Source organism: Helicobacter pametensis ATCC 51478 (assembly GCF_000518225.1).
Taxonomy (GTDB): Bacteria; Campylobacterota; Campylobacteria; order Campylobacterales; family Helicobacteraceae; genus Helicobacter_G; species Helicobacter_G pametensis.
Window position 1 is genome coordinate 41,028 of the sequence record NZ_JADE01000011.1, and the last position, 23,658, is coordinate 64,685.

Consider the following 23,658-nt stretch of genomic DNA (forward strand, 5'->3'; position numbering starts at 1 on the left):
GGATTATTTATGGCGATGGGGAAACTTAGCTCTCTTGGGGTGGGGAGCAATGTTTTGAATTATGATGTGATTGAAAAGCTTAGAAAAGCTGATGAAAAGGCAATGGTTGAGCCAATCGATAAGAAAATGAAAGAAAATATCGAGAAGCAGGCCGAGCTTGTTTCTATCATGTCGATGCTTGAGGGTATCAATGGGGAAGCCAAGGTTTTATCAGATTATTCTTCTTTTATCAAGCGCAAAACAGAAGTGATCGGTGAGGGGTTGAGAGCGAGTGCAAGCCCGGGTGTTCCCATCCAAGATATTAGTGTTGAGATCAAACAAGTTGCCAAAAATGATATCAATGAAGTGGGGACTAAGTTTGAAACTAGAGAATCAGTATTTACAAAGGATGATACTGTTCTTACTTTTACAGCAAGAGGTCATCACTACAAGATCAAGATTCCTGCTGGAGCGACACTCCAAGATGTTGCACAGCTTGTGACAGATAAATCAGGGGGCAATGCCATAGGGGTTGTGATGAAAACTGGAGGAGCCAATCCCTATCAGCTGATGATCAATTCCAAAGAAACTGGAGAAGAAAATCGGATCTACTTTGGTTCGACTTTGATATCTGAAAAAATCAAAAGCGGACCATTGACATTGGGAGAAGGAGATTTGGAAATCATTCTTAAAGATAGCCAAGGATTGGATCATTCTCTAATGATTTCACTTCCCACAACGCCTGAGCTAAGCAAAGCAAGTGACAATGCTCAAGAACTCAAAAAAGCAATCAAAGAGGCGATTGAGCAAAACCCTGATTTGAGCACTTTGCTTGGATCAGATATCAATATTGGTGTGGGTGTGGGTGGAGATTCTCTTGTGATCAATGATAGACGGGGTTATCAAGTCCAAGTCCTTGGGAGTCAAGCCAATGCAATTGGATTTAAAAAAACAGAAACAGATCTTGATCCTTTGGTCTTGGGGGATAAGCCTGTAGAAGGTGGAAAACTCACAGGAAAGATCAATATCGGCTCAGTCCCACTTGATCTCTCTGAATTGACAAGCAGGGGGAATACAGGAGCTCAAAATGCTCAAGCGATTGCTGATGCTTTCAACAATATCGGAGGGCTTTTTATCCATGTGGATGATCGAGGGCGACTTGTGGTCAATGCCAATCAGGGTGATGTGGTGATCAGGGCCGAAGATGAAGCAGGTAAAAAGGCCTTAGCCCAACTTGGTCTAAAAGAGGGGACTTTTGCCGAATATAGTAAAACTCAAGAGGGGATCTTCAAACTCAAAAATATTCAAGCTGGACAGGATGCGGAGCTTATATACAATGGAGTGAGTGTTGTGCGTCCTAAAAATACGATTGATGATGTGGTGGGGGGTGTGAAGCTTGAACTTGTAAGTCCTACTCCAGAAGGAAAACCAGCTGTTGTGAGCATCACAGCAGATAATGAAAATATTGTCGAAAATATTAAGACTTTTACAGAAAAATACAATGAACTACTGCCAAAACTTGCTGAAGTGACACGATATGATCCAGATACTGGAGTTGCTGGGATTTTCAATGGGGTGAGTTTTATCCGCATGATTCGATCATCGATCAATCAAATTTTTTCATCCATTTCAGGAACTGGAAGTGAATTGAAGAGTTTGGTTAAATATGGATTGAGTTTGGACGATAGTAACAAAATCAGTTTTGATGAATCAAAACTTAGAGCAGCACTAAGCTCTGATCCTGATGGAGTGAGAGACTTTTTTGTTGGGATTGATAAGGTGACTTTAGGCAAAGATGTGCGCGTTGGCGGTGTCTTTAGGGAATTGAGTGAGAGGATTGATTCAATGATTGAGGGATCAAACTCCTCGCTCAAACTCTATGAGCAAAGCTTGACACGAGATGATAAGCGCTACAAAGAGGATCGCAAAAAAACTCTAGAGAGATTGGATGCGAGATATAACTCGATGGCGGAGCGCTTTGCTGCCTATGATAGTCAGATTGCCAAAACCAATGGGTCTTTTAATAGTGTGCAGATGATGATCGACCAAGCAAGGAAGTAAAAATGAGAGGAAATGCCTATCACTTATATCAGCAAAATGCGGTATCTATCGAATCTCCAGCCAAACTCATTGAGATGCTTTATGAGGGGATTTTGAGATTCTCAGCTCAAGCCAAGCGCTATATCGAGCAAGAAGATATTGAGAAGAAAATCTACTATATCAACAAAACCACAGATATCTTTAGCGAGCTTTTGAATATTTTGGATTATGATCGCGGAGGAGAGGTTGCTTACTATTTATCTGGGCTCTATACTTATCAAATCAAGCTTCTAGCTCAAGCCAATATCCGCAATGATGGAGAAAAGATTGATACAGTGATGCATGTCGCACGAGGATTACTTGAGGCTTGGAGAGAAATCAATCAGCATGAATTGGCTTGATAGTTTAAAGATCGCATTACTCCAAGAAGATGCTCAGAGAGCATTTGAGATCAGTACAAATCTACCAGAAGAAGGCTTTGGAGATCTTGAAGAGATGCTTCAAGCACGAGAGTTGATCTCTCAAACCACTGCTTTGCTCAAACAAGAAAAAGAAAAAGTGCGTATTGCAATGCAGCAGATTAGAGTGGCTCAAAAATTTTTGCAAGATTAGAGATGCAAGTTTTTTTTGTGAGTGGGGTTGATACGAATGTGGGGAAGACTTTTGTCACACATCGCTTAGTTCAAGCACTTCAAGCCAAGGGTGTGCGTTCAATTGCGCTTAAACCCATTGAGACTGGAGTGGAAGAAAATGGGGGAGCAGATAGCAGGATACATCTAGAAGATGCACGCAATCTTTTTGCTGATTTTGATCTCTCTTGTGTGAATTTCTTTTCTTTTGCCCCACCTTGTGCCCCTTATGTCGCAGATTGCAAAAATCAAATCGATATCGACCTGATTATCCGTAAGATTGCTGATTTGAGAGGAATGGTTGATGTGCTCTTTGTGGAGGGGGCTGGAGGTTTGTTTGTGCCAATCAAGAAAGATTTCTTTATGTATTCTTTTGCTTCCAAACTTCAAGAGTATTTTGATGCTAGGACTTTGCTTGTTTGTGATGACCATCTAGGGATGATCAATCGTTTTTTGAGTGCTAAGTTTATTTTAGATTCTCTAAAATTGCACTCTATCTTTTTTGTCAATGTAAGACAAGATGACATCTTTAGAAAGATCAGTTTGCCTTTTATGCAAGATTATGATTTTGAGATGCAGATTGAAGCTTTGATCAAAAACCACATACTATAAGGATGCAAATGGACTTCACAGCCCTCTCCAAGATTTATGGAACACCTCTTTATATTTATGATTTTGATGTGTTGAGGGAGAATTTTTTGGCTTTTAAGAATGCATTTGCTGGACGCAAGGCATTGATCTGCTATGCCCTCAAGGCAAACTCCAACCTCTCGCTTTTGAAGTTTTTAGCATCCCTTGGAGCTGGAGCAGATTGTGTGAGTATTGGTGAGGTGCGACGCGCACTTTTGGCTGGTATTGCTCCTTATAAAATCATCTTTAGTGGTGTTGGTAAAAGAGATGAGGAGATTTTGGAAGCTTTGCAGAAGGGTATTTTGTTTATCAATCTAGAATCATCTCAAGAAATGCATCGTGTAGAAAAGATCGCACAATCTCTTCAAATCAAGGCAAGAGTTTCTGTGCGAGTGAATCCCAATATCGATGCCAAAACACATCCCTATATTTCCACTGGTTTACATGAAAATAAATTTGGAGTTGAGATTGAAGAAGCCAAAGCAATGTATCTCTACATCAAAAGCTCTCCACATTTGGAGGCTGTAGGGATTCACTTTCATATTGGCTCTCAGCTTTGTGAGCTTGATCCTATTTTGCAAGCTTCCCAGAAGATTGCCAAACTCTACTCTTCTCTACTAGCCCTTGGATTAGAGATTAAGTTTTTTGATGTGGGTGGTGGTCTTGGAATCTCTTATGAGGGTCAATCCACAATCCCACTTTATGATTATGCACAAGGGATTCTAGCTAGTCTTGGAGGATATGAGCCTACGATCATTTGTGAGGCTGGGAGAAGGATTGTGGGCGAGTGTGGAGTCTTTCTTGTGCGTGTGATTGGTGAGAAGAGCAATGGTCAGAAGCGTTTTGTGATTGTTGATGGGGCAATGAATGATCTGATGCGTCCCTCACTCTATCAAGCTATCCATCAGGCAACTTTTTGGGGAGAGAAGAGGGGAGAAGAGAGTGTGTGTGACATCGTGGGGCCAATTTGTGAGAGTGGAGATTATCTTGCCAAAAATGTCTTACTCCCTCCATGTGCTCAAGGGGATTTGATCACCTTTGCCAATGCAGGTGCTTATGGATTTAGTATGTCAAGTCAGTATAATTCGCGTCCAAGGGTCGCTGAGGTCGCAATCAGTGCAGGAGAGCATAAGCTCATTCGTGAGCGAGAAGAATTTGAAGAGCTGATTGAGAAGGAATTGAAGTGTCTTCTTTGATCTCAGATCTTAGATCGCAAATTGATGCCATTGATGATGAGATTGTTGAGCTTTTGGCACATCGCTTAGAGCTTGCATCCAAAATCGGCGTGATCAAAGCCCAGATTCAGCGCCAGATTCTTGATGATGCTAGAGAGGAAGAAATCCTTGAGCGCTTAAGCCAAAAAGGGATTTTGCGTAGAGATCAGATTGAGATGCTTTATCGACAGATTTTTTTGCTTACCAAAGAGATTCAGGAGGAGGGATGATGCAGTTTCGTCCAATTAGGCTTAGTGATAGAGAATATATTTTAAGTGTTCAAGATCGCTCCAAAATACCTCTATCTGATTTTAATTTCACTAATTTGTGGATTTGGAGATTTGCCAGAGAGATTGCGATCGCTGAGATTGAGGGATGCTTGATGATTCGCACCACTTATCCTAATCAAGAGCCCTACTATTTCTTTCCTATGGGATCCAATGCTTCTGAAGCATTTCTAGCCTTTTTGGCAGCCAATCCTTTGGCTAGATTCCGCTCTCTTAGCCCATCTCAAGCACAATTCATCCAAGATCACACCACTCTCACTCCCCTGCCCAATCGTGATCGCTTTGATTATGTCTATAGTATCCCCGAGCTAATCGCTCTCAATGGCCGCAAATATCACAAGAAAAAGAATCATCTCAACAAATTCTTCAACTCCTATCCTCATTTCATCTTTGAAGAGATTGAGTCAAGTCATTTAGAAGAGGTGAGAGAAGTATATCAGCGATGGTATGAAGCCAATCTAGCCAAAGATGAGGCATTGGATGCTGAAAAAAGGGGGATCGAATCGATTTTGGAGGATTTTGTCTCTCTTTCTAGGGCGACAGATAGGGGGTTGTTTGGACTAAGAGGCGGGCTTTTGCGCATAGATGGGGAGATCGTGGCATTTTCATTTTCTGAGGCGATTTCTTCTCAAAGCATCGTCGTGCATATTGAAAAAGCCAATATCGCTTATGCAGGCGCATTTCAGGCAATTAACCAGCAATGTCTAGCAAATCTTTGGGGTGATTTTTTGTGGGCCAATCGCGAGGAAGATCTGGGGATTGAGGGATTACGCAAAGCCAAGTTGAGCTATCAGCCCATCCATCTTTTGGAGAAATATGAAGTTTAGTCTCTTTGGTGATTTTCTTTACAAAAATGCCCATAGAGAGTTGATCGCCTTTGCTGCTAGTGAGCTCCAAGAGGCATTTGATCAGCTTGAGTCTTACAAAGATGACTTTTATTGCATTGGCTATGTGAGCTATGAGGCTTACAAAGCCTTTGAAGATCCTGCCTACCGCTCTTCTAAACCCTTGCTTTATTTTGCTCTTTTTGAAGAAAGAGAGCGGTTTGAGCCTCCTGTATATAGGCAAGGATTCTGCCCATTTGATTTGAAATTTATCGATGAAGCATCCTATATCCACAAGATTGAAGCTCTCAAATCTCATATCGCCCTTGGCAACACTTATCAGGGTAATTTCACGACATTTTTGGAGTTTGAGACGATTGTGCCATCATTTGAGCTTTTCTGCCAACTCCTCCATCAGCAAAACACAGACTATAAGGCTTTTTTGCCCACACCCTATGGAGATATTTTGAGTTTTTCACCAGAGCTATTTTTTGATATCAAACACAATCAGATCACAACCAAGCCCATGAAAGGCACGATGCCAAGAGGTAAGAATGTTCAAGAAGATGAGGCAAATAAAAATTTCTTAGCCAGTGACATCAAAAATCGCAGTGAAAATGTGATGATCGTGGATTTATTGAGGAATGATCTAAGCAAGATTGTGCGAAATGGAAGCCTAAAAGTTGAGCGCTTGTTTGAGGTGGAGACTTATCCGACATTGTTTCAAATGACCTCGACAATCAGTGGAGATCTCAAGCCACATTGCAGTCTTTTTGAGATATTCAAAGCTCTCTTTCCTTGTGGTTCGATTACAGGAGCACCTAAGAAGATCACCACAGAGATTCTCCAATCCCTTGAAGAGAGTGAGCGGGGCGTGTATTGTGGTGCGATTGGGATGCTCTCTCAAGATCAGATGACTTTCTCCATCCCTATCCGCACGATTTACAAACAAGATCGACACTGCTTTTATGGGGTGGGAAGTGGGATTGTCTGGGATAGTGTGCCTAGGGATGAGTATAGAGAGCTACAGACGAAGATGAGTTTTTTGTATGCTGGAGCTGAATTTGCACTTCTAGAGACGATGCTTTATACTCCAGAGGAGATCACTCAAGAGTTTTTGACCTTGCCCAAAGGACTTGTTTGGCTTCCTTTGCATCTAAAGCGCCTAAGAGATTCGGCTAAATCTTTAGGATTTTGCTTTTTGGATACTTTGATAGAAGAGTTGCAAGATCTAAGATTTCAAGAGAAAAAGATCATACGATTGCTGCTTGCACGCGATGGTCAAACCTCTATAGAAATCCTACCTTTTCAAGAGATCACCTCTTGTGATGTGCGTTTGCAAGAAAAGCCTAAGCTTTGTGATCTGGATCTTTTCAAAACCTCGCTTCATCGCATCCCTATTGAAGTGCGAGAGCAAAATTTGTTTGATGTGATTTATCATCATGATGGAATCTTGCTTGAGGGAAGTCGCAGCAATCTTGTGTTGGAGCTAGATGGAGTGCTGGTGACTCCTGAGTTTGAGCATAATTTTTTGAGGGGAACTTGTAGGGAAGAGATGCTCAGAAGAGGGATAGTCCAAGAGAGAGTTTTGAGGGTTGAAGATCTGAAGAGGGCAGAGAGGGTTTTTTGCCTGAATTCTGTGAGGGGGTTACAAGAGGTTAATTTACTTTGAGATAGAATCTAGGTTTGTAAAATTTTGGAGCGAGTGATGATGAAACGATATATTTCCCTAGCTTTATCTGTGCTTTGTGTTCAGGCTTTGGCCAATGAGTGCTCTACCAAAAAAGATAAATCTGAGATAGCCAAAGGTGAGACTTGCACGATTAGCTCATATGGTTCATTAAATGTAACTTCAAATAGCCTTACAAATGAAGGGACATTGATCTTTGAAAACTCATCTAGTTTAATTTTCAAGAACCAAACTTCTTTAAATAGTGAGATTGGTTATCAGATTACTGGCAACTCTGCAAGAGGAAAGATCAAGGTTTGGGGTTCTGATGCATCTATTGATGCTTCCAAAGGTAATCTATCGATTACAAATCAGGATATCGAACTTGCCAATGGTGTGAAGTTTGAGATTCAAACAAAATCTTTGACACTTGGAGCTCAAAATCAACAAACCACCATTTCAAGTAAGTCTCACGCAGTCTTAGCGTTGGATGCAGATGCGCTCAATGTGGTGGATGCGAGTTTGAAAAATATTGAAATTACAAGTAGCAAACTTAAATCAATCTCTGTGACAAATCTAAATCTCTCCAATTTCACTCTCAATACAACCTCAGCTCTCACCCTAAGCGCACAAAGCCAAACATCGATCCTATCTGGCTCTCAGTCTTTAGGGACAGGATTGACAAAGCTTGCGTCTTTCACACTAGCAGGTCAGAATTATATCAGTGGCACAGATATAAAGATCCAAGAGGGGACTTATGACTTCAAAGGTGGAGGGAAACTGATTTTTAGTGGTAGTAATAGTATCACTGTGGGTGCAGATGCATTGCAAGCCGTATCGCAACCCGTGTCTCAAGGTGCGAAAGTGACCTTCACTGGTTCTAATTCAAAAGAAAAAGACAAAAAAACCTCAGTTGGATTCTATGGAAGTCAAAAAGATATCGGCGTGACTTTTCATAATGTCGAGGCAAGTGATATCACACTTCAGATCATCAAAGATGGAGATGGAGCAGTCCTTGGAAATATCCAGACGACATTCAAAGATGCGATCTTGGAGGGAAGAGATAGTAGTGGAGCAAGCCAAGTGCTTGTGATCGAAAATGCCAATTCAAGTAAAAGCACGCAAGGAAAAATCACTATCACCCATAAGCAAGAATATGGTGAAAGTGCTCCAGCTGCAAGCAAAACGACTTTTAGTGGAGCAGGGATCAAGATCTATGGACAAGAGATCAGTATTGGTGAAAACCAGGCGCAAGTCAATAAGACAAATAAAACAGCCTATATCCTTGAACTCAAGACTGATGAAAATGCAGGGGAGATCACACTAGGGAAGCCAAACACTGATTCTAAGCAAGAAAAACAGCCCAATAAAGATGGTGATGTGCTAATTGAGGGGAAAAATGGTAATGGCTCCAAGCAATCCCTCCAGCTTGCTGCCAATAAGATCAATTTCGATGGAAGCGTCACGCTCAAAAATCTCTCCATCCAAACAAGAAGCAAAAATGACAGCCTAGTCTTTATGGGTAAGGGTGAGACAAGCACTCTAAGTCTTGAGGGCATCGATCTAAGGGCTGGGATGCTCAATGATAAAGGAGAGGGGAAATATCAAGGCTTGATTTTCGCTTCAGAAGAAGCAGGCAAGCGCTCTAAGATTGAAACTAAAAATGACATTAGCCTCAAAGCTTCCCAATTTATCTTCAAAGATCAAAATGTCTCCATCGATCAAGGCAAAAGCTTGAATCTCTATTCTTATGGTGTGACGAATCTCCCAAAAGATTCCAAAACACAAGGGAAGCCTGAAAAAACTGGCACCTTTGCTTTCTATGATACGCGTTTTGAAAGCGGGGCAAATTCAAGTGGAGCTAGGGAGAAGTCTCAGGGTGCCACGACGCTCAAACTCTACTCTGGAGAAAATGGAGCCAAAGTCTTATCCAGTGGCTTGGTGCTCAAAGATGTCAATCTAGAAAGCCTCAAAATCAATGACCAATCTACATTGACTAATGGAGATGCGCAAGCCTCCCTAGACCTTTCAGACACCGCAAGTAATCTGACAGTACTAGGAGATGTGCAGATCAAGGCTCATGATTTCAAATATCAGCAAGATGGGAAGAGTGCCCAAGGAGTGGGGATGGATCTCTTTGTGGGAGACAAAAGCAGTGCTGGACATCTTGTGCTTCAAAGCACACAGGGCAATGGTGCGGGCAAGCAAACAGGAGATCAAGCATTTGTGCTAGGAGGGGTGCTGACCCTAGATAACTCCTCAATCAATACCACCAATAAAAGAGCAGATGGACGCAGCACATTTGATATCCAAATGGGGAGCGATAAACTCAGTGAGTTTAAAATCACGCTGAATGTGAGTGGGGGGATCAGTGTCTTGCATGACAACATAGCGGATCAAAGCACAGAGATCAAAGCCAAGAACTTTATCTTTGATGCGAGCTCTAAACTCCATAGTAAAAATGGGAAGCTTATTCTCACTTCAAGTGATGGAGTGATTGATGCCAAAGGTCTCACTATCCTTGAGGGGACAGAGGTAGCCAAAGCAAGCATTGAAGCCAATAAACAAAATAACACAATTCAAAATCAATCTACATCTCCCATGCTCACACTTCATGATGTTGAGGTGAGGGGAAGTGCGGAGCTTAAGAGTGGTTATAAGTTTGAGAAGTCCAATATTTCAGTCCAAAGTGATGGCACCAATAGAACTTTTACTATTCAATCTACTAATGGTGCAGTGAATAATATTGATTCAATCACACTTAAAAGTGCTGTGATGGATGTTAAAAATTCAAGTAATGGTGCAGAACTCAAACTCAATGGAGGAGGAAGCATCACTTCAAGTGGAGATTCTAAGATCCAAGCCTCCAAGATCTCAGTCGATTCTCAAGGCAAAACCAACTCACTCCTCACGCTCAATGTCCTTGATGGCACCCTTACCCTTCTTGAAAAAAGTAGAAATGGAGGAAGTGGAGGAAATGGATCCTTTGGTGCGATCAATCTAGGCCATGAGAGCAAAGATAGTGCTGGCAAGATCACACGCACTGGAGGGAATCTCGTCTTGCTAAAAAGTGAGGCTACTAACCAAAGTGGTCAGCAAACCCACCAGCAAAATATTCAGCCACAATACAACTCCCTCACTCTCCAAGGACCTCTGACTTCTTATGGAGAGTCAACTCTCACGGCTAGCTCTTTCAAAGTCTCAGAGAGCGTTGCTCAAGATGCACCATTGATCTCTAGCATCGGTGGAGAACTTAAACTTATCGCCAAAGATTCTGTCACGAGAAACACTGATGGTTTGATGATTCACACAGGGGAGATTGTCCTAAAGAATGGAATCCTTGGCTATTATCAAACCAAAGCAGTGACATCAGCAGAAAAGAGCGGAGAGTTAGAGCTTGGCAAACTTTTCCTTGGTCCCAGGATCGATCCTAGAGGATTTCACTCACCCATCGTGAGATCAAGCGGTAACTCATCGATCAAAGCAAGTGAGGGTGGTCTCACCATCCGAGGAGTTGATGTGTATTCCACAGGAGGGACACTCCGATTGATTGGACTAAAGGATGGATCAATCTTTGGAGATCTAGTCTTGCACAATGGAGGGCTAAGCGCACTCAAAGGAGGCACAAAAGAAGAAGAGCAAGCGATCATTAGGCTTGGAGAAAATAAGAGGGTCAGAATGATCTCAAGCTCACCATTTGTCGCTCCCAATAATCCATTGGGTGGAGGAGGATTTGGAGAGATCCAAGCCAAAAGTCTGATCTTTGAGGACGATAGCACAACATCTCAGAAACTCATCCAGCTTGAGATCAAGCCTGAAAAGCTAGCAAGTGGAGAGGAGCTTTTCTCTCTCAGAGAGGGAGATCAGTCTTTGATCCGCACAAGTGAAGGGATCATCAAAAAGGCAGGTCCATATGCAAAAGAAGAAAATGGCTCTGGATCCAAGATCACTCTCTCAGATATCTCAATCGATTATGGAGGTTACAAGTCCCTTAAACTCACACCAAAACTTATCGAAGATGAGAAGAAAGACAAGGTTTTATCCCTAGTCTTGGGTGTCCAAGTCCAGCAAAATAGTATCTCTGAACTCATCGAAAGTATCCAAGATCCCGATAAACGCAAAGAGATGGAAGCAGTCTTGGGTCAAGGAAGACTTGAAGAGATCGCAGATTCTATCCTCCATAGTTCTGACAATCCTTTCAAGATCGGGATTTCTGAAAACATCGCTCAAGGCAATACCAAGCTTATCTCAGAGGCACTTTATTATATGGATGATGGACTGAGCGCATTAGCAGATCTAGTCCATACAAGCTACAAGGTCTATGATCAGGTCGCATCGCTCTCCTTTGGATCACTGCAAAACCGTATGGCTAGAGTTAATAATCCACACGCAGCTCAAGCAAGTATCGCTTCTTTGATTAGATCAGCTTCCCAGTATCGCTATGCTGCCCAAGATGATGGGATACTTTTGGATGCAGTGAGTGATGCTCCTAAGGGGGGGATTTGGGCATCTTATGATGGTGCGATGCGAAGTGGTAAAAATGTCAGCTCAAGTGTCAATGGATTGAGTGCTGGATATGATGGGGTGATCGCTGATCAGGCATTGCTTGGAGGGTTCATCAGCTATCTATATGGATCTTATAATGGAGAGCATGTCCAAAACTCCTCACACAATATCCATTTAGGACTGTATTCAAGACTTTATTATGGGGGAAATGAGATTGATTTCAGTCTCTCTCAGATGATAGGGATGAATACTGCGACGCTGATGATGGGATATGGGATGATTCCTCATATGCTCAATGGTGAGTTTGGATTCAATGTCTATGCAACCAATTTCCAAGCACGCTATGGATATGCCTTTGCTTTGGGGGATGAGGAGAGTCCTTATTATCTCAAGCCTTTGTTTGGGATCGATACGACCTTGCTTCTCAGAGATCAAGCACAGACCAATGCAATCGGTGCGATGCAAGTCTCAAAGGGAGAGAATCTTAGATTTGATTTGATGGCAGGATTGGAGTTTAGGAAGTATTTCAACCCTCAGAGCTATGTCTTTGTACTTCCTATGGTGCAAGCTGGGATGCTCAATCTAGGCAACACCATCCACGCAGGATTTGTAGGCTCTACTGCCTTGCCCTATGAGTTTGACACCCAAAAAGATATCAATGTCGGATTGTATGCCGGAGGTCAGGGGAGTGTGGCAGAAAATCTCGCTGTCTCAGGAAGTATGGGGGTCAAGATGGGTGTGAAAAACACAGATGTGATCACAAGCTGGAATGTCGGCCTAAGATATAAATTCTAAGGGAAGAGAGATGAGGAAAAGTTGTATTTCATTGGTTTTGAGTGGGGTGTTGATGGGAGTGTGCGCAGAGACTTCTTCCAATAATCAGATCATTGCCAACTTTGGAGAGAAACCGAGCTCTGGAAAAACAGAAGGGGGGACATACGATTCGGCTACAAAGAATGGTAGTGGGAGTGCAAGCTATGGGACAGACTGGACAGGTTCAAGTTCTGGACTCTATGTGAAGACAGATGGTCTCACTTTCACCTTTAAAAATAGCTCGGCAACTTCTCTTCTCTTCAAAGATGGCTTTATCTTTAGCAATAATCTTAATACTCAAAACAAAGCCAATATCACCATCAAAAATGAGCCTGCAACTGGCAAAAATGAAAATCTATCTCTTATCTTTGGAGAGAATGGAGGATATGACAAAAGAGTGGCGATCGGCAAAAATCTCAATGTCACACTTGATGGTTTCAAAGAAGTCAAAGTGCAGGGGAATCTCTGGATCGGTGAAAACTCAAATCTCTCCGTGAAGTCTAGTAATAATGGCTCAGGAAAGATGATTAACTCAGGAGGCTTGGTCTTGGAGAGACAAGCAAGCCTTCAAGCTGGAGAGCTAGATAATCAAGGCACACTTGTGATGAGTGATGGAAGCTACATCCAAGTAAAAAGTATCGAGAGTAATGGTAATGCAGGGCATTCCAAGTTTGATATCCAAGGCAATGCACGCATCGAGTTTGCAGCCAATGGAGGCTCACTAGCTGCAAACCAAGCAGCTACAGCTTCAAGCACAATCAAGGGGCAAAATTTCTATCTCTGGAGTGGCAAGACACTCACCATCACCAACACCACGAGCACAAATGGACAATCTGAGGTTCGCAATGGTCCCACAACTCTAAGCCTTGGAGATAGTGATAAAGCTCAAACTTCTTTCGTAGGATCTGGAAATGAAGTCAAGATCGAAGGATTTAGCACCCTTGAGAGTAAAAATCTCTCTCTGAGTGGTGTGATCTTTAGAAGTGATTCCATCAAGGAGATCAAAAACTCACATCTATCTTTGAGCAATACCTATATCTTGCTTGACAAAAAAAGTGAAACTACTCCCCAAAATGACACAGGAGTGAAGATCATATCTAGTGATGGCTCACGATCTGGTTCAAGCCTTTCAGTGTTTGAGCTCAAAGGACGCAATAATCTCATCTCAGCTGGAGATCAAGATCTCAAGATTCAGGGCACCCATTCTTTCCAAGGTGGTGGATCACTGGATATCTTGGCAAAGAGCATCACACTGGGAAGTGATAATACTGGAGTAAATGACATCACGATCACAGCAGGTGGCGCAGCAAGCAATGGAGTTTTGACTCTTGAAGGCAAGGATAACTCGATCCTAGCACTTGGAGCAAGTAGTGCGATCATCAGTCAAAATCTCAAAGTCTCAGATCTTCACCTCCAATTTCTTGGAGAGAAGGAATCCACTCTTCAAAACAAAACCTTAGAGCTAAGCGGTCAATCCATCCTTGAAGCAGTCAATCGTGATGATCAGCTCATCGATCTAAAAATCACCAAAAATGGCACAAGTGGAGTAAGCGAAGCAGCAGGAGCAAATGGTGCAACTGGGACGATCAAGATTACCAAGGGGGGCAATGTCACCTTACGAGGTAAAAATATCTCTATCACAGATCAAAATATCTCACTAGAAAATGGAACAACAGGTCTAGCAGGGGTGATGACAGCAGGAGTGACAAACGATAAAACCACGCTAACCTTGGAGGCAATGGAGGGAAGTGTGACGCTTGAAAGTAGTGGTGATTCTCCATTCAAGATCGAGGGCAAAAATGAAGTCTCGAAAAATGTCATCGACTTCAAAACTTCGCATATCAATTTTGGTAATAAGGTTGAACTCAACAAACTACAGATCGTTGCAGGCAATGATAGTGGAGCGACTTTCTATGGGACACAGGGGGGAGAGATTAGCTTTAAAAATGGCACGACGATCACCACAGGGCGTGAGCACAATGGGAAAACGATCTACAAAGAGCTGACCTTCAGCACGCAATTTGCCCAAGATCAAAGAGAAAAAAACAATCAACAATCCACACTTAAATTTTTTGGAGATACAACACTTAAGGCCTCTAGCATCACCATGCAAAATCAAAAAGTGGAGCTTAACAAAAATGGAGTTCATGCAGAGTCATCGGGTGCAGGCTCAAGTCCAACTCTTAGTCTCTATGCCTATGGAACTGGTGAGATTGATCCTAACGGTGAAGTCAAGGGAGCAGGGACTTTCGCCTTTGTCAATACTACCTTTGCTCCAAGTTCGGTCAATTCTACTACCGAGAGTAGCACAAGCGGCGGCACGACACAAGCCACACTCAAGCTCTATGGTGGCTCAGGTGGAAAGGTCGGAGAGCAAAATATAGAGGGTGGAGTAGTCTTGCTTGCCAATGATCTGACTTTGGACAATATCACTCTCCAAGCATTAAAGATTCCAAAACCTACTAATGGAGCATCTCGGACAGAAAATCAAAAAAACTCCTTAGATCTCTCTGCGAGCAGTGGGAAGCTCACAGCTCTAGGAAAAGTGACGATCGAGGCAGATGGTGTCTATACCACACGCGCTCAAAAGGATGAGAAAGGCAAAGAGGTGAGCGCAAGAGTGCAGGGGATCGGGATGGATCTTCATGTGGGCAATAGCTCCAAAATCGGAAATCTCACGATCAAAAGTGATCAAAAGTCAGATGAATTTGTCATCGGTGGGAATCTAGTCATCGATAACTCGCAAGCAACACAAACAAGTGATCTAGTCAGACAAAATTCTCAAAGTTCCTTTGATGTCGAGCTTGGTCAAGCCTCTAGTAGTGGTGGCGGAGGGGGCGGTGGTGGATATAGCGCTGAAGCAAATACCACATCAGGAGTGAATAAACTCAGTGATCAAACACTGAAATTAGTGATCGATGGGGGGATCACAGCCATTGGACATGATGGTGGTAAATCCAAAACAGGTGGAACAACTACTACAACTACAGAAATCAAAGCCAAGAGTTTCAAGTTTGGTGCGACCTCCAACCTCGCCTCTATCAACGGCACTCTTAAACTCAATACAAAAGAGGATAGCGAGCTTGAGATCAAGGGGACAACGGTCCTCAAAGGGACCAATACAGCTGAAGCCAAAATCGAAGTGGTCAAAACAAATGGGGCACAATCTGGAAGCTCTATAGGCACCTCATCTACTTCGAGCACATCACCAGTCAAACTCAAACTCCATGACATCCAATCAGAAGGTAAGGGAAGCATCACAAATGCTGGTTTAGCATTTGTGGATTCCAATATCACAGCCAAAGGAACTGGGACTGAGGCTAGATCACTTACATTGACAGACAACACAATCGCTCTCATTGATCTAGATCCCTCTACACCACAGGCTCCTCAAACCCGTGAAGTCAAAAACCAAATGGAAGGGACCATCGCCTCTATCACACTCGATCATGCAGATTTGGAGTTCAAAAGAAAGACAGGCACACAAAAAACACCCACAAGCAATAGCAATGATGCCTCAACTGCCAGCATCAAGCTCAATGCTGGTTCTTTTATCAAAGCTACGGGTGATTCAAGTCTTAAAGTCAAATCACTCTATGTGGGTGAAAATTCTACAGATCGCTTCTCACTAGAAGTCAAGCAAGGCACATTTACCCTCAAAGAAGAGAACACTCAAAATCAGATCGGAGACATCACGCTAAATAAGGGCGATTTTGTCTTTGAAAAAACAGGTGCTCAACCAGCACAAAAAACTGAGTCCAAAACCTATCACGATCTCAAACTCCAAGGCAATCTCACAAGTGAAGGAGACTCATCAATTAAAGTCAATCAAATCATCTCCACTCAAAAGCCAAATGATGCTGAAGTGAAAAACTATATGATCTCAAGCAAAGGAGGAGAGTTGAGATTCAACCTCCAGACTAAAGAGGGGCAGACTTTGCAAAATGACTTCACCCTAGATCATGGAGGGATCAGCTTCTATGATGCCAACTCTCAGCTGATGGATGGAATCGTGCTTAAAGATAGCTCTATCACTGCTAGTGGTGATTCATCTATCAAAGCCAAAGAGATTGATTTCTCAGGAGCTAAGATCTCAGCGAGTGGAGGGACTTTGAAGATTGAGGGGATCAAGACCAATACCTATGTCGGTGATGTAAGTGTGGGAGATTCTGGGGTCCTTGATGTGAGAAATAGTGTAGGTTCTTTGGCAACGCTTAAGATCAAAGAAGACAGTCGTGTGACCTTAAGTGCTCATGCTCCCTATCTTTCACCCAGTGAGCCCTTGGGTGGAGGGAAGTTTGGAAAGATTGTCGTGGATAAACTCATCTTTGAGAGCACAAGTGGTGAAAATAAGCTTATCAATATCGCTATCACTACACAAGAGCGTAGCATCGCTAAGGCCAAAGATGATTCGCTCTTTGCTTTGCGTGAGGGGGTTGTGACTTTGATCGATACACAAAATGGGATCAAGAAAAAGGTCGGAAATGCCAAATATGACAACATCACTCTCCAAGATATCTCGATTGACAAAGGAGGCTATACATCAGTCACACTCACTCCTGAATTGATCAAAGACAAGACTTTACTAGGTGAAGAGATCATTAGACAGCTCAATCTTGGAATCCATGTCAGTCAAAAAACAGTGCCAGAACTCATGGAGAGTATCAAAGATCCCAAAAACAAGCAAATCATGGAGCAGATCTTCAAAGATCCGCTCCATGTCGCCATCGTTGAGAGTATTTTGCAAAGTCAAGAGAATGTCTTCAAGGTAGGGATAGCTGAGTATATTTCATCTGGAAATGTTGAGATCGTGGATACGACTTTGCGCTATATGCGTGAGGCATTCCAAGGGGCGACTGAGGGGATTTATGCAAGTGATCGTATCGCGCGTGAGCTCAAGATGCTTCGTGATTCAAATCTTGAAAACCGTATGGTGCGCAGTGGCAATCCCTATGTCTCAAAGACTGAGATCGCTTCATTGCTTGATTCTATCAAGGGTGTGCGATATGCCAGTGATGATGATGGAATCTTACTGGATGGATATAGCGGTCCAAATTATGGATCATTGTGGGCAAGCTATGAGGGTGCGACAAGCTTTGGAGCTCTTGAGAATGCGAGTGTCAATGGTTTGAGTGCTGGATATGATACGCTTGTGGGCGATCAAAAAGAATATCTCCTAGGATTTTATGCCAACTATGGCTATGGAACCTATGGATCCAGCTTTGTCAAAAATAATTCTCATAATTTTGGACTAGGGTTTTATACGCGGATGACTTTTGATAGGAATGAAGTGGATTTGGTCATCTCTCAAAACATCGGCCTCAATCATAGTGATCTCAATCTCGGTGCCTCACAAGCCCTAAGTGTTCAGTATCTCAACCAAACGCTCAAATACAATTTCTACATCACTGATGCGCAGGTGCGCTATGGATATTTGATCCCTGTAGGAGACAAAGAAAGTCCATTTTATTTCAAGCCCTTTGGTGGGATTGATTTTGGATTCAATGTCAATGGTGAAATGCGTGGAGATGGTGTCGCACCCATTGGGATCGATCAAGCATTGCATTTCAAACTCAATGTTGCCGTAGGTCTTGAGATGAAAAAATACTTCAATGAAGGCTCTTATATCTATCTCTTGCCAATCCTTGAGAAGGGTTTATTTAATGATGGAAATGTCATCAATCTTGGATTTATCGGTGCAAATAAGATCCCCTATGCACAATTCTATCAAGTCGATACATCTCTAGGGCTTTATGCTGGAGGTCAGGGAAGTGTGGGGAATAATGTCTCTATCACTGGAGGTTTGGGGGTGAAAATGAATGTAGAAAGTAAGGATGTCTTGACAAACTGGAATATTGGTTTCAAATATAAGTTCTAAGCCCTATTCATTTAGAAGCTTGACTTCCTTAAGGGTGTTTTGTTTGCTGAATGATTTGGGTTTGTATTGGAGGATAGGGTTTTGAGCGAAGTATTTTTCTAGTACTTTGACCTTTTGTGCGATATCTTCATAATACGCCTCTGCAAGCTTGTCACGCCCCTTGCTCTTCTCCCAGCTAAATCCTTTGTTGTAAGACTTAATCATCTCTTTCCAATTATTGCGTCGAATCTGCCTCCAATACAGCAATTCTTCAAGGGCGATTTTGGAAGCAAACTCTTGATCTCTGATCAGTCGCTCTGCCACGATATTGCGTCGAAAAGAGGTATTTTTGGCTTTGTAGTGTCGCTTAATGACACCAGGGAGATAGGCATGATAGATGCCAGCGCTTGGATCATCAAAATTGATGCGATATAGTCCTGCACAAGATTCTTTCCATGCAATTGCTGCCATAGTGTAGCCTAGATTGTGATCTTTGCCATAATGATAGGCATAGGCAATGACTTCAATCTGTGATTGATTGAAGAGTTTGATGTCTTTGCAAGCATCCAAATAAGAGACACAGAATAAAATAATGAACAAGCCAAAATGCTTCATCTTCAAGATTCCTTTTGACTAGGCTTTGTTAAAATTCAAAGAGACAAAGATCGACAAAAGGATCCAAAATTGAAAGCAAATTTATTGATAGAAGTTTTATGCGAGGAATTACCCGCCATCCCCTTTCTCAAAGAAGAGCCCAATATCCTAGCCAAATGGCAAATGATTTTGAAAGAGTATCAGCTTGAAGCTAGTTTTGAGTTTTATTACACGCCGCGTCGATTGGTGCTTATCAGTCGTGATTTCCCACTTAAGCAAAATGATCGTCAGATCGAGTTCTTTGGTCCTCCTGTGGGGATTGCCTATATCCAAGGTGATCCAAGCAAGGGCTTAAGCAAGGCTGGTGAGAGCTTTTTGCAAAAGTGCAAAATCTCTCAAGCCAAAACAGCGCAAAAAGATGGCAAAGAGGTGTTGTACTGGTCTGAGAGTGTGGCTGGGGCAGAGAGTGAGAGTGTCTTGGGTGAGATGATTGGCAAATGGATTGCAAGCTTGCAGTTTGGCAAAAGTATGCGATGGGGGGCTTTGCAAGATTCTTTCATCCGCCCGATCCGTAGCGTAGTTGCCCTACTTGGGAGTAAAAGTGTCGAGTTTGAGCTCTTTGGAGTGAGAAGTGGTGATTTCACTTATGTGCATCGTGATTGTGGGTTTGAGCCCAAAAGCTTTGGAGATCTTGAGAGTTATCTAAATATCCTCAAAGAAGGTGGTGTGATCCTAGATCCCAAAGAGCGAAAAGCTAAGATTCTCAAAGAAATCAATCAGATCCAAGCCCAGAAAAATGTAGAAATCGAGCTAGATGAAGAACTTTTGGCTGAGATCATTGCTATCACAGAATCCCCCAAAGCTCTCTATGGAAGTTTTGATCAAGAGTTTTTGGAGCTTCCTAGAGAGGTGATTGTGACATCTATGAAAGAGAATCAGCGCTATTTCGCACTCTATCAAGATCAAAAGCTTCATAATGGCTTTGTGGTCATCACAAATTCTGTGAATGGAGATGATGCACTGATTGTTAAGGGGAATGAAAAAGTCTTGCGCGCGCGCCTAAGTGATGCGATGTTTTTCTATCGCAATGATCTCAAGCGAGCACTTTTGGATTATGATCTAAGCAAGATTGCCTTTGTAGAGGGGCTTGGTAGTATGGCTGAGAAAGTAGAGCGTGAGAAAGAGATCGCTAGTTTTCTCTCCAAAGGAGATCAAGAGGTGCTAGAAGCACAGCAGATCTCAAAATCTGATCTTTTGAGTGAGATGGTGGGAGAGTTTCCAGAGCTCCAAGGGGTGATGGGTGAGTATTATGCTCTTCATGAAATGACGCTCAATCTCCCTTATCGCAATGCAAAAATCGCTCGTGCATTGAGAGAGCAATATATGCCTAATGGAGAGGATGATGAGATCCCAAGCAGCCAAATGGGTGCATATTTGGCTCTAAGTTATCGCCTTGATTTGCTTCTAGCGCTCTTTAGTATCGGTAAGATTCCAAGTGGATCCAAAGATCCCTATGGTTTGCGAAGAAGTGGTAATGCGATTTTAAAGATTTTGCAAGTCCATCCTATTGCTTTGAGTTTGGAGAGTTTGGAGATACTAGCTAAGCATTACAAAGATTTTGATGTCTTGAAGGTTTGGGAGTTTTTGCTAGAGAGGATGGAGGGGGTTTTGAAGCTCAACCCTTCAATCCTAAGAAGTGTAATCAAAGGCAAAGAAAAAGATCTAGCCAAGATGATGGCCAAAAGCATCGCACTTGCTGAAGTGTTTGAAGAAGAAGATAAAGATTTGATTCTTAGCACATTTAAGCGTGTAGCCAATATCACCAAAGAGATCCCTAAAACTCAAAAGATTGACCCCGCACTCTTTCAAGAAGCTCAAGAGCACACTCTTTATGAAGCGATACAGCATATCCAAAGTGAGCCTAGAGTGGATCTTAAGTCCTATATCAAATCTCTCTTCTCGCTCAAAGCCCCACTTGAAGAGTTTTTTGAGCGCGTGATGGTCAATGTCGAAGATGAACAGATCCGTGAGAATCGCAAAATGCTGATCTATCAGATTTATGAGATGTTTTTGGAGATTGGTGATATTAAAGAGATCACGGGCTGATCTCTTAGCCCTGCTTACAAGGGCTACTCTTGCTCACAAAGCCATGATCTGATCAGTATCCATCCTCCATCCCCTCCATCCTCAAGATTTGCTGAAACTTAAAATCTTCAAGTTCTTGTTTGAGATTTTTATTTTCTTCTTGAAGGAGCTCTAGATGGCTACTGATTTTGGCCAAATCACGACTAATGTAGTAAATCTGACCTGAGACATAGATCTTGGGCACACACACAGCAAATACAGCAAGGAAAATGATCAATGCCATGACCAATTCTTTGCCAGCAAGTTTTTGATCATCATGATCAAATGATGCTAGTGCGTCTCTTTCGTCTTGAGATAGGGTTTGTTGCGTATTCATAACTAGATCCCAAATTCAAAGACCCTTAGCTTCGCACTCCGTGAGCGCGGATTGAGGCTAAGCTCATTTTCTGAAGCTACAAGGGGTTTTTTGGTGAGGATTTTACCATGTGCATGATGATTCCCACATTCACATCGCATCACTTCTGGAGGACAGATGCAGCTTTTCTCCCATTCTCTAAAAGCAGTTTTGATGATGCGATCTTCTAGTGAGTGAAAGGAGATGATGGCCAATAGAGTGCCTTTGAGTTTATGATGGGATTGTATGAGTTGATCAAGTAGGGATTTTAAGACTTCAAGCTCCTGATTGACCTCAATTCTAAGAGCTTGAAAGGCAAGTGTGGCAGGATGGATTCTGTGCTTTTTGAAATGCTTCTCCAAAAACCCGCTCAATTGCACAGCACTTTCAAAGGATCTCTTTTGGCGTTCTTCAAGGATGAGCTGAGCCATCTTTTTGTATTCTCTGATCTCTCCATAATCACGGAAAACACGCTCAAGCTCAAGTTTGGGATAAGAGTTGATGATATAAGAGGCAGTGAGGGGATTGCTTTGATCCATACGCATATCTAGATTGGGTGATTGGAATCCAAATCCGCGTTCAAGAGCATCAAGCTGGAGTGAGCTCACACCAATATCTGCCAAAATCCCAACAATTGGCCCATATTCTAAAGCTTCAGCAATTTTTGCAGAGAAATTCCCCTCCAAAATCTTAAGTCTATCTTTAGGGAGATGAGCTTGACAATAAGCGCGCGCCTCTTGATCTTGATCGATCCCGATGATTTGAAGGGAGGGGTGAGCATCCAAGAGTGCTTGAGTATGTCCCCCAAACCCAAGCGTGCAGTCGATGAGATAGCCTGAGGTCAAAGAGGAGAAAACCTCCAAGACCTCATCTTTGAGCACTGGGATATGTGGAGACATTAGATTCGTGCAACTCCATCAGCCTTGGCACTTTCTGCCACAGCTTGAGAGAGCTTGAGCTGAAGTCTTGAATCAAATGGCATGGGGATGATGTAGTCTTTGCCAAATTTTAGCTCTCGCTTGTAGAGTGTGCATAGCTCTTGTGGCACTTCTTCCTGTGCAAGTTCAGCTAGTGCGATTGAGCAGGCTTTTTTCATATTTTCTGTGATCTTTGAGGCGCGCACATCAAGAGCTCCTCTGAAAAGATAGGGGAATGCTAGGACATTATTGATCTGATTGGGATAGTCACTGCGTCCTGTGGCAATGATCGCATCAGGGCGAACTTCTTTGATAAGCTCAGATTTGATCTCCGGATTGGGATTGCTAAGAGTGAAGATCAAGGGATCTCTAGCCATATCTTGGATATCTTCTTGTGTGAGGATATTTGCCCTCGAAAGCCCTAGAAGGACATCAGCTCCCTTGAGTGCTTCTTTGTAGCTTGTATAATTTTCATCTGAGACAAACTCCATTTTTTGGGCATTGAGATCTGTGCGTGAGCGATTGATCAGTCCTTTGGAATCAAACATATGGATTTTTTCTACCCCAAAGCTTTTATACATCTTCGCACAAGAGATCGCACTCGCTCCAGCACCGATGACTACGACTTTGAGATCTTTGAGTTCTTTTTGCACGATTTTGCAGGCATTGAGCAGTGCAGCTGTGCTTACAATCGCTGTGCCATGCTGATCATCATGCATCACAGGGATATCTAACTCTTGGATGAGGGTTTGCTCAATCTCAAAGCATTCTGGTGCTTTGATGTCTTCAAGATTGATCCCTCCAAAGCTTGGTGCGATTGCCTTGATGATCTCGATGAGCTTCTTGGGATCCTTTTCATCAATCTCAATATCAAATGAATCCACATCGGCAAATTTTTTGAACAACACACTTTTCCCCTCCATCACAGGCTTTCCTGCCAAAGCACCGATATCACCAAGCCCTAGCACAGCAGTCCCATTGCTGATGACAGCGACTAGATTGGCTTTGCTTGTGTAATCATAGGCTTTGAGTGGATCTTTTTGGATCTCTAGACATGGATAGGCTACACCAGGAGAATAGGCAAGAGAGAGATCTTCAAAGCTTTCAAGGGGAGTTTTGGACGCGATAGCGACTTTTCCGCCTTTGTGATAGGCGAGGGCATCTTCAAGAATACTAGACATAAAAGCTCCTTTTTTGTGTTTGAAATTGGATGCTTGAGT

The 23,658-nt window shown here is 42.7% G+C and carries 15 protein-coding genes; 11 read left to right on the forward strand and 4 right to left on the reverse strand.

Translation table 11 applies throughout. From position 1 onward, the window contains the following. Positions 1 to 9 precede the first annotated feature (9 nt). The 10 genes from fliD to T391_RS0104090 are packed head-to-tail and all read left to right on the forward strand — an operon-like array spanning position 10 to position 18,469. Entirely contained in the window at positions 10 to 2,040 is a 2,031-nt protein-coding gene (fliD, locus tag T391_RS0104045; protein ID WP_027327255.1) for a flagellar filament capping protein FliD, read from the forward strand. Between the two features lie 2 nt (positions 2,041 to 2,042). After that, positions 2,043 to 2,420: a flagellar export chaperone FliS gene (gene fliS / locus T391_RS0104050; protein WP_027327256.1), complete on the forward strand. Its 378-nt coding sequence runs from the start codon at positions 2,043 to 2,045 to the stop codon at positions 2,418 to 2,420. After that, positions 2,407 to 2,631: a hypothetical protein gene (locus T391_RS0104055; RefSeq protein WP_027327257.1), complete on the forward strand. Its 225-nt coding sequence runs from the start codon at positions 2,407 to 2,409 to the stop codon at positions 2,629 to 2,631. The genes fliS and T391_RS0104055 overlap by 14 nt, the downstream gene beginning before the upstream one ends. 2 nt (positions 2,632 to 2,633) lie before the next feature. Then, the gene (gene bioD, locus T391_RS0104060) at positions 2,634 to 3,260 is read left to right on the forward strand and encodes a dethiobiotin synthase (protein WP_027327258.1); all 627 of its coding nucleotides are present in this window, start codon (positions 2,634 to 2,636) and stop codon (positions 3,258 to 3,260) included. Between the two features lie 8 nt (positions 3,261 to 3,268). Next, a complete protein-coding gene (gene lysA / locus T391_RS0104065) occupies positions 3,269 to 4,474 on the forward strand; it encodes a diaminopimelate decarboxylase (RefSeq protein ID WP_027327259.1) in 1,206 nt (401 codons plus the stop codon). Beyond that, positions 4,462 to 4,722 (forward strand): chorismate mutase, encoded by a 261-nt coding sequence (locus tag T391_RS0104070; protein ID WP_051420594.1) that lies wholly within the window; start codon positions 4,462 to 4,464, stop codon positions 4,720 to 4,722. Before lysA ends, T391_RS0104070 begins: the two co-directional genes overlap by 13 nt. After that, positions 4,722 to 5,606, forward strand: a complete 885-nt coding sequence (locus T391_RS0104075; RefSeq protein ID WP_084340114.1) for a DUF2156 domain-containing protein — start codon at positions 4,722 to 4,724, stop codon at positions 5,604 to 5,606. Before T391_RS0104070 ends, T391_RS0104075 begins: the two co-directional genes overlap by 1 nt. Then, on the forward strand, positions 5,596 to 7,275 hold the full coding sequence (gene pabB, locus T391_RS0104080) for an aminodeoxychorismate synthase component I (RefSeq protein WP_034583802.1): 1,680 nt from the start codon (positions 5,596 to 5,598) through the stop codon (positions 7,273 to 7,275). The genes T391_RS0104075 and pabB overlap by 11 nt, the downstream gene beginning before the upstream one ends. 39 nt (positions 7,276 to 7,314) lie before the next feature. Next, positions 7,315 to 12,573 (forward strand): autotransporter outer membrane beta-barrel domain-containing protein, encoded by a 5,259-nt coding sequence (locus T391_RS0104085; protein WP_156923060.1) that lies wholly within the window; start codon positions 7,315 to 7,317, stop codon positions 12,571 to 12,573. A 10-nt stretch (positions 12,574 to 12,583) separates the two neighbouring features. After that, positions 12,584 to 18,469: an autotransporter outer membrane beta-barrel domain-containing protein gene (locus tag T391_RS0104090; RefSeq protein ID WP_027327264.1), complete on the forward strand. Its 5,886-nt coding sequence runs from the start codon at positions 12,584 to 12,586 to the stop codon at positions 18,467 to 18,469. Between the two features lie 3 nt (positions 18,470 to 18,472). On the opposite strand, the gene T391_RS07920 is transcribed toward T391_RS0104090, so the two are convergent. Continuing rightward, positions 18,473 to 19,063, reverse strand: a complete 591-nt coding sequence (locus tag T391_RS07920) for a hypothetical protein (protein ID WP_051420595.1) — start codon at positions 19,061 to 19,063, stop codon at positions 18,473 to 18,475. Positions 19,064 to 19,132: 69 nt separating this feature from the next. Here T391_RS07920 and glyS point away from each other — a divergent pair, with 69 nt between their 5' ends. Then, positions 19,133 to 21,148: a glycine--tRNA ligase subunit beta gene (gene glyS / locus T391_RS0104100; protein WP_027327265.1), complete on the forward strand. Its 2,016-nt coding sequence runs from the start codon at positions 19,133 to 19,135 to the stop codon at positions 21,146 to 21,148. Positions 21,149 to 21,200: 52 nt separating this feature from the next. Here glyS and T391_RS07925 read toward each other — a convergent pair whose 3' ends face one another. From T391_RS07925 to T391_RS0104115, 3 genes are read right to left on the reverse strand one after another with little or no spacing between them, the layout of a single operon-like run. Then, entirely contained in the window at positions 21,201 to 21,503 is a 303-nt protein-coding gene (locus T391_RS07925) for a hypothetical protein (protein ID WP_051420596.1), read from the reverse strand. 2 nt (positions 21,504 to 21,505) lie between these two features. Then, entirely contained in the window at positions 21,506 to 22,420 is a 915-nt protein-coding gene (rsmH, locus tag T391_RS0104110; RefSeq protein WP_027327266.1) for a 16S rRNA (cytosine(1402)-N(4))-methyltransferase RsmH, read from the reverse strand. Next, positions 22,420 to 23,619 (reverse strand): malic enzyme-like NAD(P)-binding protein, encoded by a 1,200-nt coding sequence (locus T391_RS0104115; protein ID WP_027327267.1) that lies wholly within the window; start codon positions 23,617 to 23,619, stop codon positions 22,420 to 22,422. The genes rsmH and T391_RS0104115 overlap by 1 nt, the downstream gene beginning before the upstream one ends. Between the last annotated feature and the right edge of the window lie 39 nt (positions 23,620 to 23,658).

Excerpts from the sequence above, each read along its gene's own strand:
- fliD (WP_027327255.1), top strand. The coding sequence starts at position 10 with ATGGCGATGGGGAAACTTAGCTCTCTTGGGGTGGGGAGCAATGTTTTG.
- fliS (WP_027327256.1), top strand. The coding sequence starts at position 2,043 with ATGAGAGGAAATGCCTATCACTTATATCAGCAAAATGCGGTATCTATC.
- T391_RS0104055 (WP_027327257.1), top strand. The coding sequence starts at position 2,407 with ATGAATTGGCTTGATAGTTTAAAGATCGCATTACTCCAAGAAGATGCT.
- bioD (WP_027327258.1), top strand. The coding sequence starts at position 2,634 with ATGCAAGTTTTTTTTGTGAGTGGGGTTGATACGAATGTGGGGAAGACT.
- lysA (WP_027327259.1), top strand. The coding sequence starts at position 3,269 with ATGGACTTCACAGCCCTCTCCAAGATTTATGGAACACCTCTTTATATT.
- T391_RS0104075 (WP_084340114.1), top strand. The coding sequence starts at position 4,722 with ATGCAGTTTCGTCCAATTAGGCTTAGTGATAGAGAATATATTTTAAGT.
- pabB (WP_034583802.1), top strand. The coding sequence starts at position 5,596 with ATGAAGTTTAGTCTCTTTGGTGATTTTCTTTACAAAAATGCCCATAGA.
- T391_RS0104085 (WP_156923060.1), top strand. The coding sequence starts at position 7,315 with ATGAAACGATATATTTCCCTAGCTTTATCTGTGCTTTGTGTTCAGGCT.
- T391_RS0104090 (WP_027327264.1), top strand. The coding sequence starts at position 12,584 with ATGAGGAAAAGTTGTATTTCATTGGTTTTGAGTGGGGTGTTGATGGGA.
- T391_RS07920 (WP_051420595.1), bottom strand. The coding sequence starts at position 19,063 with ATGAAGCATTTTGGCTTGTTCATTATTTTATTCTGTGTCTCTTATTTG.
- T391_RS07925 (WP_051420596.1), bottom strand. The coding sequence starts at position 21,503 with ATGAATACGCAACAAACCCTATCTCAAGACGAAAGAGACGCACTAGCA.
- rsmH (WP_027327266.1), bottom strand. The coding sequence starts at position 22,420 with ATGTCTCCACATATCCCAGTGCTCAAAGATGAGGTCTTGGAGGTTTTC.
- T391_RS0104115 (WP_027327267.1), bottom strand. The coding sequence starts at position 23,619 with ATGTCTAGTATTCTTGAAGATGCCCTCGCCTATCACAAAGGCGGAAAA.